This window comes from Shewanella sp. MR-4 (assembly GCF_000014685.1).
Taxonomy (GTDB): domain Bacteria; phylum Pseudomonadota; class Gammaproteobacteria; order Enterobacterales; family Shewanellaceae; genus Shewanella.
Genome location: NC_008321.1, coordinates 300,212 through 314,758, shown reverse-complemented (window position 1 = coordinate 314,758; position 14,547 = coordinate 300,212). Strand labels below are relative to the sequence as shown.

15 protein-coding genes are annotated in these 14,547 nt (G+C 48.8%); 7 read left to right on the top strand and 8 right to left on the bottom strand.

All coding sequences use genetic code 11. From position 1 onward, the window contains the following. Positions 1-2: 2 nt before the first annotated feature. Positions 3-1,181 (bottom strand): PrnB family protein, encoded by a 1,179-nt coding sequence (locus SHEWMR4_RS01570; RefSeq protein WP_011621100.1) that lies wholly within the window; start codon positions 1,179-1,181, stop codon positions 3-5. Positions 1,182-1,464: 283 nt separating this feature from the next. On the opposite strand from SHEWMR4_RS01570, the gene SHEWMR4_RS01565 reads away from it, so the two are divergent. After that, positions 1,465-2,808 (top strand): anaerobic C4-dicarboxylate transporter, encoded by a 1,344-nt coding sequence (locus SHEWMR4_RS01565; RefSeq protein ID WP_011621099.1) that lies wholly within the window; start codon positions 1,465-1,467, stop codon positions 2,806-2,808. A gap of 78 nt (positions 2,809-2,886) precedes the next feature. Here the strand turns inward: SHEWMR4_RS01565 and SHEWMR4_RS01560 are convergent, their stop codons facing one another. Further along, complete coding sequence (locus SHEWMR4_RS01560; RefSeq protein WP_011621098.1) at positions 2,887-3,498, bottom strand: TetR/AcrR family transcriptional regulator; 612 nt, start codon at positions 3,496-3,498, stop codon at positions 2,887-2,889. Between the two features lie 153 nt (positions 3,499-3,651). On the opposite strand from SHEWMR4_RS01560, the gene SHEWMR4_RS01555 reads away from it, so the two are divergent. The 4 genes from SHEWMR4_RS01555 (at position 3,652) to SHEWMR4_RS01540 (ending at position 6,752) form a co-directional block, all read left to right on the top strand. Next, positions 3,652-4,722: an MBL fold metallo-hydrolase gene (locus SHEWMR4_RS01555; RefSeq protein WP_011621097.1), complete on the top strand. Its 1,071-nt coding sequence runs from the start codon at positions 3,652-3,654 to the stop codon at positions 4,720-4,722. 210 nt (positions 4,723-4,932) lie between these two features. Further along, on the top strand, positions 4,933-5,565 hold the full coding sequence (locus SHEWMR4_RS01550; RefSeq protein ID WP_227499223.1) for a CHAP domain-containing protein: 633 nt from the start codon (positions 4,933-4,935) through the stop codon (positions 5,563-5,565). 74 nt (positions 5,566-5,639) lie between these two features. Beyond that, the gene (locus tag SHEWMR4_RS01545) at positions 5,640-6,218 is read left to right on the top strand and encodes a hypothetical protein (RefSeq protein ID WP_011621095.1); all 579 of its coding nucleotides are present in this window, start codon (positions 5,640-5,642) and stop codon (positions 6,216-6,218) included. 21 nt (positions 6,219-6,239) lie between these two features. Further along, positions 6,240-6,752, top strand: a complete 513-nt coding sequence (locus tag SHEWMR4_RS01540; RefSeq protein ID WP_011621094.1) for a M23 family metallopeptidase — start codon at positions 6,240-6,242, stop codon at positions 6,750-6,752. A gap of 12 nt (positions 6,753-6,764) precedes the next feature. On the opposite strand, the gene SHEWMR4_RS01535 is transcribed toward SHEWMR4_RS01540, so the two are convergent. Beyond that, the gene (locus SHEWMR4_RS01535) at positions 6,765-6,956 is read right to left on the bottom strand and encodes a DUF2986 domain-containing protein (RefSeq protein ID WP_011621093.1); all 192 of its coding nucleotides are present in this window, start codon (positions 6,954-6,956) and stop codon (positions 6,765-6,767) included. 306 nt (positions 6,957-7,262) lie between these two features. Between SHEWMR4_RS01535 and SHEWMR4_RS01530 the strand changes: the two genes are divergently transcribed. After that, the gene (locus tag SHEWMR4_RS01530; RefSeq protein ID WP_011621092.1) at positions 7,263-9,434 is read left to right on the top strand and encodes a TonB-dependent receptor; all 2,172 of its coding nucleotides are present in this window, start codon (positions 7,263-7,265) and stop codon (positions 9,432-9,434) included. Positions 9,435-9,499: 65 nt separating this feature from the next. Here SHEWMR4_RS01530 and SHEWMR4_RS20650 read toward each other — a convergent pair whose 3' ends face one another. Beyond that, on the bottom strand, positions 9,500-9,667 hold the full coding sequence (locus SHEWMR4_RS20650; RefSeq protein WP_011621091.1) for a YqaE/Pmp3 family membrane protein: 168 nt from the start codon (positions 9,665-9,667) through the stop codon (positions 9,500-9,502). 423 nt (positions 9,668-10,090) lie between these two features. Here SHEWMR4_RS20650 and SHEWMR4_RS01520 point away from each other — a divergent pair, with 423 nt between their 5' ends. After that, entirely contained in the window at positions 10,091-11,032 is a 942-nt protein-coding gene (locus tag SHEWMR4_RS01520; protein ID WP_227499222.1) for a GGDEF domain-containing protein, read from the top strand. On the opposite strand, the gene SHEWMR4_RS01515 is transcribed toward SHEWMR4_RS01520, so the two are convergent. Genes SHEWMR4_RS01515 through SHEWMR4_RS01500 form a run of 4 tightly spaced genes read right to left on the bottom strand, consistent with a single transcriptional unit; the run spans position 11,029 to position 14,301 of the window. Beyond that, positions 11,029-11,715: a TIGR01621 family pseudouridine synthase gene (locus SHEWMR4_RS01515; RefSeq protein WP_011621089.1), complete on the bottom strand. Its 687-nt coding sequence runs from the start codon at positions 11,713-11,715 to the stop codon at positions 11,029-11,031. The genes SHEWMR4_RS01520 and SHEWMR4_RS01515 overlap by 4 nt on opposite strands. A gap of 32 nt (positions 11,716-11,747) precedes the next feature. Then, a complete protein-coding gene (locus SHEWMR4_RS01510; protein ID WP_041408668.1) occupies positions 11,748-13,004 on the bottom strand; it encodes a sensor histidine kinase in 1,257 nt (418 codons plus the stop codon). A 49-nt stretch (positions 13,005-13,053) separates the two neighbouring features. After that, positions 13,054-13,731 (bottom strand): response regulator transcription factor, encoded by a 678-nt coding sequence (locus SHEWMR4_RS01505; RefSeq protein ID WP_011621087.1) that lies wholly within the window; start codon positions 13,729-13,731, stop codon positions 13,054-13,056. Between the two features lie 48 nt (positions 13,732-13,779). Then, positions 13,780-14,301 carry a hypothetical protein gene (locus tag SHEWMR4_RS01500; protein WP_011621086.1) on the bottom strand — a complete coding sequence of 174 codons (522 nt, stop codon included), beginning with the start codon at positions 14,299-14,301 and terminating at the stop codon, positions 13,780-13,782. Positions 14,302-14,547: the final 246 nt, after the last annotated feature.

The window sequence follows — 14,547 nt, the reverse complement described above, 5'->3', positions numbered from 1 at the left end:
CCTTACCTTAAACTGTCTTTGAGTTTTTTCAGATCGTGATAACGGGTGCGAATATCGTGTCGCAACACCGCGGCGCGTCTATCCCTTAAGCGCTCGAGGGAGCCGAGCAGTACGTGCAATGGTGGACCGCTGGCGGTGACCTTGGCTAAATGTTGCTGCTCCATATTCACCGAAGGCTCGGCAATATATTTAGTCACCAACTCATTGTGGTGTTGAATGGCGGTTTCGCCATGTAATTCACAGACTTCAATAAACAGCTTAAGGTTTTCCTGATACCAATCCTGCTGCACGCTGGCCTTGGATTGTAAAAAGTCATCCATCAAATTCGGACGGCGCATGCATTCCCTCAGGATTTGTTGATCCTCTGGCATCATGTATAAAAACTTATCCACCAGCATTTGCGAATAGGCCGATTCGTTGGCAAAACAGAGGCCTAGGGTTAAATCGATAACGTTAATTCCGGCAAAGTCGCCAGCATTGGCGCCGCGATACACCACTGAGCCAACCCGATAGGGCTTGTAATAGGGGCGTACGCAATAGAAGAAGCGGTCGGTATCTAAACGTTTGAATAATTGCTGATTTGACTCTATCACATCCTGCAATGCCTGCTTGGCCACCCGCAGTAAATCGTGGCTAATAGGATGAGAGATCCCCAAGGGTTGAATTTTTAATAAGGCATCGCTGGCACGCTTATAGGCCAAGATGCCCTTAGTGTTGTAATCCACAAACAGCTTCTCGTCGGGCAGATCGGTAAAGCGTTTGTAGATACCATTGTGGGCACGGTTATGGGTGGTTAAATGAGCAGTAGCAAAACGTGGCGTCACACCGATGGAGGCGCCGATATGCATAGCGAGCGCCGAAGCTTCGACCAGTGGCGAAGTGGTTTCCCGTGTCGGCTCGGTAATCTCATGGCGACGACAGGCGGCCATATACAGGCCGACATTCCCTAGTAGATCGAAGGCACTGTCGAAGCCTTCATCGGTATTACCTTCATCGAGCAGCGCCTTAATCAGCTCACGCCCTTCACTTTCTAACGTTTGCTTAAGCTCGGTGCCGATATCTTGCACATTGGCGCGGTCGGTCTGCTGGTAATAAAGCTTTTCGAGCTGGGAGTTGAGTTCCACAAAGCGACTGCGGATCCACTCATCGAAAGCTTCGGTGTTATAGGTGGCAGGTTTCACTTGGACATCCTTGGAAATTGTTATGGTTATTTTTACCGGAGCAAGTACTGATAGACGCGTTTTTACTTGGCTACTGGCGTCTTTAGCGTATCCGAGTTAACAAGAATGCAACTTCTGCACGCGCGTTTCTAGCGCTAGCTCAAATTTATGAAAAATCCAATGCCACTTTTTATTTACACCTTGCGCCAGCGCAAGTTCTCAAATCCATTCCCCTCGCACAATAGCGCCAAATATAGCTAGTCCTAATACAAATCGCGCGGCAGGTTCCGCAGGGGTGAATCAAATGATTTTAATGGAGTTTATTGTCGTACTCGGCTGTTTACTGCTCGGTACCCGTTATGGCGGTATGGGGCTAGGACTGATAAGTGGTATTGGCTTATTTTTACTGACATTTGTGTTTGGTCTCGCGCCCGGACAACCGCCCGTACAGGTGATGCTCACCATTCTTGCGGTGATAGGCTGTGCCTCGGTGTTACAAACCGCAGGTGGTTTAAATGTGATGATGCAGTTTGCCGAGCGTTTACTGCGCCGCCATCCACAGTACATCACCATTTTGGCGCCGCTCACCACCTGGACTTTAACCTTTTTATGCGGAACCGGCCATGTGGTTTACACCATGTTCCCGATCATCTCCGATATCGCCCTGAAGAAAAACATTCGCCCAGAACGCCCGATGGCGGTGGCATCAGTCGCCTCGCAAATGGCGATTTGCGCTTCTCCGGTATCGGTCGCCGTGGTTTCTATGGTATCGATTTTGGCGGCGCAGCATGGTGTCGGCCATGCCTACAGCATGCTGGAAATTTTAATGGTGTCTGTACCAGCTTCTCTTTGCGGCGTATTAGTGGCGGCACTCTGGAGCCTGCGTCGTGGTAAAGATTTAGATAAGGACGAAGAGTTTCAGGCGCGAATTAAAGATCCCGAACAAAGGGCGTTTATCTACGACAAGAGCGAGACTCTGCTGGATCAAACCTTTCCTAAGGAAGCCTATTGGGCGACGGGGATTTTCTTCACCGCTATCGCCGCCGTGGTGTTACTTGGCTCCTTTAGCGAACTGCGCCCAGTGTTTGAGGTGAAGGGCAAACTGGCGCCGCTATCGATGAACTTAGTGATCCAGATGATGATGTTGATCGCTGGCGCTTTTATCTTAATGAGCTGCAAGGTCAAACCCACAGAAATTGCCAACGGCCCAGTGTTTAAGGCCGGCATGGTAGCGATTTTCTCAGTATTTGGCGTGGCTTGGATGAGTGATACTTACTTTATCAGCCATATGGATGTGCTGAAGGAAAACCTCTCCCATGTGGTGCAAAACCAACCTTGGACCTATGCCTTAGTGCTGTTTTTAATCTCAAAACTGGTCAACAGCCAAGCTGCGGCGCTCACGGCTATCGCGCCCATGGGCTTGGCCTTAGGCGTCGATCCTAAGTTGTTGATTGCCTTTTTACCCGCGAGCTATGGTTACTTTGTGCTACCTACTTATCCAAGCGATTTGGCCTGTATCGGCTTCGACCGAACAGGGACCACCAAAATTGGTAAGTTCATCATTAACCACAGCTTTATCATCCCGGGATTGATAGGCGTGGGCACAGCATCGACCGTCGGCTATCTGCTGGCGACCACCTTACTGTAAGCGCGGTTTGAGGCGATAAAATACATAAGGCCGATAACGTGAAAACGTTATCGGCCTTATGCTTGAAACAAGTGAAAGTTAAGCGCGATACATGGCGAGGAACATACGGATATTGGCATCAATGATCTCTTGCCGCTGCTCATCGTGATTTTTCAAATGGAACAATTTCGGCCAAAAGGCGAAGGCCTTAAACATCCCCCAAAATTGAGTGGCCGCCAGTGGGATATTATCGATTTTTAATGCCTTATGGGCCACGGCCCCGGCGAGCCACGCCTCTAATCCACCTTCTTGCTTAGCTAATCGTTCCATGGCCTCGGTCGCTTGAACCGGTGACCGAATAAACTCGGCCATCACTACCCTTGCCACTCGCAGGAAATCCGGTTGCTGATACAGCTCCCAGCAGCGACGCGCAATCTTTTGCAATTGTGATTCGAGGCTCTGCTCAGGATTAAATGCCAAGGTGGCCGCTTCCTTAGTGCGCGCCCACAGGTCACCGGTTGTCGCCTCGAATAACACTTCTTTGCTGGGGAAATGATTGTAAACAGTGCGCTTGGAGACATTGGCACGCTGGGCAATTCTATCCATGCTGGCGCCGGCAAAACCATTGACCATAAACTCTTCCTGTGACGCGTCGAGGATCGCCAAACGCTTCAGTTGGGAATGTGTCAGTTTTACTGCTTTTTCTGCCATTGTGGTATGCCATCAAAATATTTGCCGAGATTTTACACTATTGAGTTTACTTTTGCACAGCCTTGAGTAAACTACACTGTGTAGTTTACTTTTATCAAGTTTACGATGCGACTCAAAATCACCTTGGCCATACTGTTACTCGGGAGTGTTATTATGACCTTAGATCCCAACACCATTCAAACTGCCCCAACTCAGGATCAACGCTTTCGTAATGAAGCGCCAAACGCTCACAGTGGTGAAGGTAATTTACCTGCTATTTTATGGCGTTACGTCACTGAACGTATTCCCGATAAGAGTCCAAGCCAAGCGCTACCTATTCAGCCTATGCAACTGTCCGCCACGGCGGGGGCTACGCCTATGCTGTATAAAATCAGCCACTCGACTGTGCTGTTACAGCTAAACGGCCAGTATTGGTTAACCGATCCTGTGTTTTCAAAGCGCGCCTCACCAAGCCAATGGTTTGGTCCAAAACGTTTTCACGCTCTGCCCATTGAGCTCAAAAATATTCCGCCGCTCGCTGGGATTATCTTGTCCCACGATCATTATGATCACTTAGACAAGCAAAGCGTAGTGGCGCTCGCTGCACGCACTCAGAAGTTTATTGTGCCACTAGGTCTCGATAAACATTTGATTGCTTGGGGTATTCCAAAGGAAAAAATTGTCGCCCTCAACTGGTGGCAGGCAACCGAGCATCAAGGTGTGCGCTTTACCGCCACGCCAGCACAACATTTTTCGGGCCGAGGACTAAAAGACAGAAATCAAACCCTGTGGGCCTCTTGGGCCATTCAATCCCCTGAATTAAATATCTTTTTCAGTGGCGACTCAGGCTATTTTGATGGCTTTAAAAAGATTGGCGATAAACTGGGCCCCTTCGACCTCACCTTAGTCGAAACCGGTGCCTACGATGAGATGTGGGCCGATATCCACATGCAACCTGAGCAATCGCTGCGGGCGCATTTAGATCTTCAAGGTCAATACCTTATCCCAATCCATAACAGCAGTTTCGACTTAGCGCTGCACAGTTGGTACGAACCCTTAGAGCGAATTGCCGCGGCGGCGAAAGCCTATGCAGTCCCCCTGCTGACTCCTGAATTTGGTCAGGGGATTAACCTCAATGAGCTAGCCCACAGCCCAGCGCTCAATCAAGGGTGGTGGAAGTCATACTTACCCAAAGACAGACCCGAGTTTGAAGTAGTTCCAGTCAAACTCGCCTCCAACAAATAGTCATAGAGGTATTTCCTTAGCGGCGCTTTATCAGTGCGCCGCTAGGGTTCCTCCCCACCTTAAGCACAACGAAAGTATTAAGCTCCCGGCAAACAGCCAGTACGCCTAGACGTTTTTAGCGACATCAGCATACAATCTGACCTTGTATCCTGCTGAATCAATTTATCTTTTGAGAATGTCGTACTAAAGATGGTCAAAGGTTTTCGTTTATTGATACTCGCAGCGAGCCTAGTCTGCGGCCTTGGTTTTCTTGGCTACCACGGGCTGACTCGTTATAACTTAAATACGGACTACCAAGTGGGTGATGTGCTCGACTCACTCAATGGCGTCGAGATTTATTATAACGGCGGCGTCAACACTAACGAGGGACGCAACCTCTCCCTCAATGGCTATAACCTGGGTATCAAATACCAATGCGTAGAGTTCGTTAAACGTTACTTTTATCTGCGTTTTCAACACAAAATGCCCGACAGTTTTGGTCACGCCAAAGACTTCTTCAACGACCTGCTGCCCGATGCGAGCTGGAATGAAAAACGCGCCCTACGGCAATATACCAATGGCAGCCAAAGCAAACCTATGGCCGATGATTTATTGGTATTCGCGCCATGGATGTTTAATCCCTACGGCCATGTCGCGATTGTCGCCAGCGTCACAGAAACCAGTATCGAAATTGCCCAGCAGAACCCCGGCCCTTTTGCGCCCTCACGGGAGGTTTTCCCCTTAGTGCAACGTGAAGGCCTGTGGTATATCGATGCCCCGCGCACCAAGGGTTGGCTACGCTGGGAAGCTCCCACTGTCATGATTGTAGAGGGAGAGGTTGAGGAAAGCGTAGGAGAACATTGAAGGAAGTACTGAGGGAAATCCCCAAACAAACCAACAAGCAACTCCACTTAAACGCTAAGGTTAGGAGAACAAAAATGGGACTACTCGACTGGCTAAAACGACACCTCGGCCCTAAGGCGAATCCGGACTCACAGACTGCGGATCTCCAAGCGATTTTTAATGGGCCCTTACCTCGCCTGCTTTTGCCCAGCCATCAAGTTTATCCCATCGTCACCCCCGCGATGCAGCCCGATCTCGCCGCCTATCAAATACATTGCTTGTTGAGTAACCAAGATAAACAACGACTCGATGCCCTGCTCGCCGAGATGGCATTCGCGCCTGTTGTTGAAAAGGATGCAGCATCGAGTAAGCTGTTGCACCATGCCCAAGGGCAAAGCCATGTATTTCTACATCAATATGCTGATTTTGCAGGAGTTTGCGTGCTACTCATCAGTAATGATATCGCACTGCTGCAACGGCTAATCGGCTTTAAGGCCGCGCCACCAGCACCGTGGGAAAGCTTTCCCGATGTCGATCCTGATACACTCGGCAGTCTGCAGGGCAATATTGAGTTTTGGTGCGATACGTTTTGGCGGCCTTACTGGTTATCACTCAGTGAGGCCGAGCGCAGTCAATACCCCACTAATTGGCATGAATTCAGCGAGTTCCACTAGCAGCGTTATACGGAGGTCAAAATGAAGCTCAAATTTATCACGCTCGCCATGCTGCTTTTTACTCTTGCAGGATGCCTAGTGCCAGAACAGCCCGTCATCCCAGTCAAAGGCGCCAGCAATAAGGATTGGAATAGCCAAACCTTTTGGTATGAACCCTGGGGCAACTCTGGCACCCATAAAGGCATTGATATATTTGCCGCGGCCAATACGCCCGTAATCGCGCCAACGCCGCTGTTACTTCTGTATAAAGGGGAGTTTTTTAAGGGTGGCAAGGTGGTGATTGGACTCGGCCCGAAATGGCAAATCCACTATTTTGCCCACCTCGACAGCCTTAACACATCGACAGGTTTATTTGCGGGACGCGGGGATATGCTCGGCACCGTCGGCACCACAGGGAACGCCCAGGGTAAACCGCCCCATTTGCACTATTCCATTTTAAGCCTGTTACCCAGACCTTGGTTAATCGACACTTCAACCCAAGGATATAAAAAGGCGTTTTACTTAAATCCAATCGACTATTTAGACCCTAAGTAAAGGGTTAGTCGGTTAAGCATTCTCGTTAGCGACGACCTCTGCCGATTGTGCAATAGGCAGCACAATCTCGGTTTCTGTCGCGTTGGCCTGCGCCGCCCGCTCGGCTTTAGAAATATATTTAGGCTTATTGCTGCTATGTAACTTGGCATTGGCTTTTTTCGCCTTTTGCTTAAGCGTTTGATTAATTTTCTTTTTACGGTTCATATGGGCACCAAGGCGAGAAAAAGGTCGCCATTATATTCTTCCTTCGACTCGGCAACAAATGCAGACGGTTAAATCGCTATACAAACCCTCAATCTAAATGCACCTATATTGATAACCGAGTCACAAGTTCAAGAAAGTGCCACTTTTTCCACGCATTTTATTTACAACTCGACTAGACAAGCCCAATTCACTTCCTTAAAATCAGCCGCAATAAAAATCGTTATCATTTGCAATGTTGTTTAACGGAATAGTCTAATGCCAAGGATATCGGTGTAGCAAATTCACTCGCCCTTAGCAGGAAGTTATATGACGTTCAAAACCTCGTTTGTTGCCCTCGCCGTATTTGCCGCCCTCACCCAATCCGCAGTGGCTCAAGAAGCCCCAGATACGGGAACGAATAAGAATAAAGACATCGAAAAGATCACTGTCACCGCGAGCCGCATGGATAAATCGCCAAGCTCCATTCCCAATACAGTGACCATTATCGACCGCGTGCAACTCGAAGAGCAGTTCCGCACCACTAAAGATTTGTCGACTATTATCGGTAACTTAGCACCTAGCTTTTCACCCAGCCGTCAGAAGATGAGCAACACGGGCGAAACCCTGCGTGGCCGCCCGCCATTAATCATGATCGATGGAGTGCCCCAATCCAACCCGCTGCGTAGTGGTGGTCGTTCGGGACAAACTATCGACCCTGCGATGATCGAGCGTATCGAAATTATCCACGGTGCCAATGCGATGCACGGCTTAGGCGCACAGGGCGGTATCATCAACTACATCACCAAAAAACCAACGGGCGATAACCAACACGTCGTCAGTTTCGATGTTACTGTGCCCGACTCGCTCAAATCGAACGGTGTAAGTTTTGGTGCAAGCTATGCGTTTTCGGGCGAATCCGAGCTGATCGATATGTTGGGCTCGGTGAGCTACCGTAATAACGGCGTGTACTACGATGCAAACCACGATGTGATTGGGGTGGACACGACGCAAGGCGAGTCCATGGACAGCCAGAGCAAAGACTTCTTTATCAAACTCGGCCACAATTTTGCCGAGTCGCGCTTAGAGCTGATGGTTAACCATTACAACATGGAGAACAACGGCGATTGGATGCCAGTGAAAGGCGATATAACCACTGGCAAACCAACGGGCGCAATCGAAGAAAAACAACCTTGGGAAGCGGCTAACAACCAAGTCACGACGACTAGCCTCACTTACACCCACGAGAATATTGCAGGTCAACAGCTGAGTATTCAGTTGTTTAATCAAGATTTTGAGGCCGTGTATGGCGGTGGCTGTAACAAGACTTTCTACGATCCTGCATTTGCCAATAACGACAACCTAGTACAATGCGAAGGCCCTAAAGGCGAGAGTTGGTACTATGAGCAATCGCGTAACTCTTCGGTCAAATGGGGATTAAAGACCTCGTTAATTGCCAAAAATATTGCCGATACGGGTATCGACGCCGCCTATGGTATCGACCTGTTCCGCGATACCACAGAGCAGGATTTAGTACAGACGGGTCTGTCGTGGGTGCCTGAAAGCACCTATGACAACTTCGCGCCCTATTTGCAGTTAGATTATGATTTAATTACCGATCTAACCCTATCGACCGGCGTACGCTACGAGCACGCTAAGCTCAATGTCGATGACTACAAGACACTCTACGGCGCGGGAAATAAACAAATTGAAGGGGGCGAAGCGAGTTTCGACGAGACCCTATTCAACATAGGTATCTCCTACAAAATCACTCCAGATATCCGCGTTTACACTAGTTATAACCAAGGTTTTGGTATGCCAGATATCGGCCGCATTCTGCGCGACGGTAACAGCTTCCCTGGCGCCAATCCTAGCATTAGCGACTCTCTATCCCTTGCACCGATTGTGACGGATAACGTGGAGTTTGGCGCCGATTATCAAGGAGAATACTTAAGCGCTAAGATTGCCTACTATCGTTCGGCAACGGATTACGGTGCGCGTTTAGCCTTAAACAGCGACGGCTTCTACGATGTCAAACGTGAGAAGAGCGTGATCGATGGTATCGAAGCCAATATCACCGCCTACCTGACCAGCAACGACGATCTGGGCATGAATTTAGCGATTCAGCGCGGTGAATATGATTCGAATGATGACAACAACACAGATACCGATCTCGATGGTGCCAACATTTCACCGAATCGTATCAACCTGTTCTGGACCCATAATTTCGATAACGAGATGTCGACGCGCGTACAGGCAAACTACTTTATGGACCGTGATTTCGAAGATGCCACAGGCGAGAAATATGCCGAGTTTAATGGCTACACCACTGTCGATGCGTCATTCTCAATGCCGCTCTACACTGGCACCTTAACCTTAGGCGTGCAAAACCTGTTTAATAAGGATTATTTCAACTACTACTCACAAACTATGGGTACCAATGATCGTTATTTCAAAGGCATGGGTCGTACCGCTACTATCGGCTATACAGTCGCATTTTAATTAACCTGCCCGATTTTCTGCATAAAAAAGCGCAACCTAGGTTGCGCTTTTTTATTGAGGATTCGCTAATCCTTCGTCACCACCCAGAGTGCATGCAATAAGCCGGGTAACCAGAAAAATAAACACAACACTATGTTGATTAATAAGTCTTTGCCCGCACCCGCCTTTAAAAATACCGCGACTGGAGGTAATAGAATTGCAATGATGACTAAGAGTAATTTATTTGTATCCATAGCAGGCTGTCCTTAATTGACCTATATCAACTGCTAACTTCGCAGTTAGTGTGCTTGTTTGCAACTTTTTCATAATCCACTGCTTTATTTGAGTAGTAGAAATACCGGCAACCCTTGGTTAATCTTCAGACTTTTTCAACCTAAACCAAAAAAGCCATCTATAGTTAAAGGAAAAAATGAACCTTAACCATGGATCCTCAAGCCCTTTTACTGATCAAGTTTATCTGCCTGCTAACAGGTACTGCGGCTATTGCATGGGGCTTGATCGCTCAACCATTAAAAATCGCCACCTTAGCCAGTATGCGGTTTTCCCTCGCAAACCTCTTTGTATTCCTTGGCATAATACTCAACACTCAGCGAACAGAATCAAATAGTTACCTCTATTGGTTTTGCTCGGATATATTAATCTTGCTGGGATTTATTATGTTACGTTGGGGTACCCAGTACCTTTTTCGTTTAGAGCGCAGCACCAAGTTCGATCTGACCATCCTCTGCATCACCGCCGCATTAATGCTGACGGTTCCCCCGATATCCCACTCAGAGCCAATGCTTGCCATGCTGTTTTCTGCCAATGCCGCCCTCTCCTTTGTGATGCTCACACGGGATAACTACTCTGCAATCAGTCGAGATGTTAGTAACAAAGTCGCGACGGCTATGGTCTTGCCATTAGTCGCCATGGTCATCATCTTCACTTTCCGTTTCTTCATCGCACTGTTTTCGTCAAACGAAGACCATACCTTTATCGCCATCTATCGAGAGGAGGCGACACCAATGCTTTGGTTTTATGTCGTCTTCACCCTTGTTATCAATATTGTGATGATAGGTAATGCCATGACTCGCCTTGTTAGCAAAATCAAAATATTAGCGGAGCGAGACCAACTCACTGGCCTGTGGAATCGGCACGCAATGCAGAAGCGGCTTGCGACTATCCATCAACTTTGGCAAAAAAATAATGAACCCTATAGTGTGATACTGCTCGATATCGATCACTTCAAACAAATCAACGATCAATACGGCCACGCCATAGGCGATCTTGCCTTACTCACCGCGGCGAGACTGTTTAGCACTGTGCTGCGGGAACATGACGTATTATGCCGCCATGGAGGGGAAGAGTTTTTAGTCTTACTGCCAGCCACCAACGCACGCGCCGCCAGAACCGTCGCAGATAAGTTACATAGGGTGTTGAGGGAAAATCCACTGCAATGCCAAGGGCAGGAGATCCAGCTCTATGCCAGTATTGGTTACGCCACCATTTACCGAGGCTGTGAGCCAGACAAGCTCTTAATCGAAGCCGACCATGCCATGTATCAAGCTAAATCAGAGGGGCGAGACAGGATCTGCCAAGCCCTAACACCACAAGCCTAACGCTCGGGCCAGTCTAATGACTCGGGGGCTTGCCAAAGCTTGAGTGTCTCAACTACGGCTGGTGTTGAAAAGACCTCGCCCTGCTCTGGCATATCGCGATACGCATAATCCTGCCAGCGGCCATCCTCATGCTGATAACGAAAATGCAGGCAATAGGCATGCAGATAACAACGATCGGCCATATCAGAGCCATAGAGGGCATCGCCCAAAATCGGCACGCCAAGGCTAGCGAGGGCGACACGCAACTGATGCGTTTTACCCGAGTGGGGTTTGAGTAAATAAAGCCTGAGTCCATCACCAACACTGGTGGAGAAGAATTGGGTTATCGCGGGATTTTCTTTGGTTCGCAGCAACTTAAACATGCTACGGCGGGATTTAGCCATATCGCCAATCACCCAGCCTTGCTTCTTCTTCGGCTTGCCTTTGGCGAGCGCAAGATAATATTTCTGCACTCGATGGGCGCGAAAAAGCTCAGTCAACTGCCGCGCAGCCGCTGGATGTTTGGCTAACAGTAATAGCCCTGAGGTCGGCGTATCGAGCCGATGCACGGCAAAGAGTTTTATCCCTAAATCCTGCTCCAGCTGCGCAACAACACCCGCAGTGCCATCTTGACTGTGAAAATGCACATTCGGCGATTTAGAAATAACAAGAAAATCAGCCTCATCGGCTATGATTCGGTACATGGGGTTCTCAACACTGTCACGCGGATATAGGCCTAAAACTGAATGGTCACCACTAGGCCTGGATGATTATCCGAAAGAGTAATTTGCGCATTGTGCCGCGACATGATCGCTTTGACCATAGATAATCCTAAACCCGTGCCCTGCAAATGTCGGCTTGGGTCGAGACGCACTAGACGCTCAAACACCCTTTCTTTGCTGTCATCGGGGATCCCTGGGCCGTTATCGCAAATCTTAATTTGGGCGCCGGATTGAATAATATCGATGCGAGCGCCTTGACCTGAGTACTTCATCGCATTGTCGACCAGATTATATAAAGCCTGGAACAACAAATATTTATCGCCATAAACTTTATGATCAGATAGAAGCGACAGGCTCAAAGTTTGCTCATTCGATTCGGCGACCGCGTCGGCCATATCCAGCAGATCGGTACATAGCTGCGCCAAGCTCAGCTCCTGCAGATCTAAGGTTTGCTGCCCTTCCTCGATGCGTGTCAGCGAGAGCATGGCATCGAAGGTCGCAAGGCAGTGGTCGAGCTCTTCGGTCAAAATAGCGCAACCTTCGCTGATTTCATCGGGGGATTTGGCCGCTAACTCCTCAAGACCGATGCGAATATGGGATAGGGGCGTACGCAAATCGTGGGCAATATTGTCAGTCACCCCGCGCACCGCCATCAGGTTATTCTCAAGAATATCCAGCACGTTATTAAACTGCAGCGCCAGCATATCGAACTCGTCCTGACGCCAACTGAGCGGCAGACGCGTATCGTAATGCCCCCGCTCAATTTGCTCACTCAAGCGGTTGTACTGCACTAAGCGGCGCAAAATCGCCTTAGAAAACAAATAGCCCAGTGCCAAAGTGAGTACAATAGTCAGCATCACGGCCGTGGCCGCCGCACTGATAAACTTATCGATCAAGGTGGCTAAGTTATCGGTACGGGTGGCAATGAGCACAGGGCCATAGCGGGTCATCACTAGGCCGCCGGTAAGGATATGCAGCTTATCAGGGCCGCCAGTTAAAATCGGGAAATCCCGAGTTTGCGGCAGCATGGGCATGCCTTCGGGCATAAAGCTTAAGGCACCAACCATGTCATAACTGTTACGCCAAGCGATGAGCGCCGTCTGCGGATCGGCGGCACGGATTTGCGCCGCAAAACTACGACGGTCGACAGTAAGAGCAAGCTGCTGATAACGTTGGGTTTCTGACTCGAGATACTGAGTCACTTGGTACTGCTGTTCGATAATCAGTTGCCGATAAAGGGCAAACAGCAAAGCGCCTATGATCACAGTCACTAAGGTCGAGAAGATAATAGTGATGCGCCAGGCGCTGCTTTGGTAAGGCTTAATGCCTTTGGCGTAAGCGATAACCCGCTCCCCTTACGGTTTCAATCAATTCACCGTGGCCTAACTCTTCAAACTTGCGGCGTAACTTGGCGATATGCACGTCGATCACATTAGTACGGGGATCGAAGTGATAATCCCACACAGCTTCGAATAGTAGCGTGCGGCTAATAACCTGATTGGCGTGTTCCATCAGATACTTAAGCAGTTGGAATTCTTTGGGTTGCAGCATTAAATCGTGACCATCTAAGGTCACATTGCGGGTGAGCAGCTCCATTTTTAAGCCGCCGACCACTAAATCTGTGGTAATAGGGACGGATTGACCCCGTTGCATCAACTTTTCGGCACGTACGAGCAGCTCCGAAAAGGCAAAGGGCTTAGTCATATAATCATCGCCGCCCGCACGCAGGCCTTTCACCCTTTCATCCACATGGGCCAGCGCCGACAGGATAAGCACTGGGGTTTGATTGCCCGTGGCTCTGAGGGCGGCTAGCAGTTTCAAACCATCGAGTTGGGGCAACATGCGGTCGAGAATCAAGAGGTCGTACTGACCACTCGTGGCTTGCAGCAGGCCTTGATGACCATCGCTGGCGGTCTCAATATTATGCCCCTGCTCAAGAAATCCTTTAACGATGTAATCGATCGTTGTCGCATCATCTTCAACTAAAAGTATTTTCATCTGTATGCTGCGCTCCCCTGTCTTCACTTAGCGGTAATACTTAGTGTGCTAATCCCACTTAAGTAAAGGTAGTTGCCGTAAATTTTCAATATCGAATGCCAATTTATACTTGCCAGTATCGTCCAGCAACTTTAACTCTAAGTAACTGATACCTAAGTCATGATCTAACTTTGCGTCGGTCAAAAAGGCCTTATGGTCCTTAGTCGCCATCGCAATGATGCCGGAGAAAGTTTGATGCTTAGTGCTGATAAGGCGCGCGGCTTCCACTTCGCCAACATCGTCGGCAGTGACTTTACCCGCTTTTTGTTTCAATAACTTACCATCTCTGGCCCGATATTCGAAACGGGTAATCGCATTCGCCAGCGGATTAATCAACTCAAACTGGTAGACCAATTCGCCTTCCTGCATTTCCATGTCAAACTCGGCGATAACACCAGGAAAATCCTTCTCAATTTGCTGCATCACGCTTAACGGCGGCTGATACTCACCACTCGAAAGCATCGAATACATGCTCTGGGCTGCGGTGGCAATCCCAGATACCAACATGAATCCTAGCAACCATAGTCTCATGGCTCCTCCATAAAAATCGGCTAAGTTTGTATCTTATGAGACAATCAGTTAGATGTCGATGGCGTGCCAAGACCCCATCGTTTTTATCCCTGTTTGCCCATGATAGCGCCTAATTCATCACCCCTGTGGATTGCTCAATCCACTTTGTTCAGGCTCGGCAAACACTGACGAATGTATTGAGTTTACCTAATAGCGACTGAAACACCGATGGAAACAAGATTAAGCTTTGATCATCTAGGGATTTTG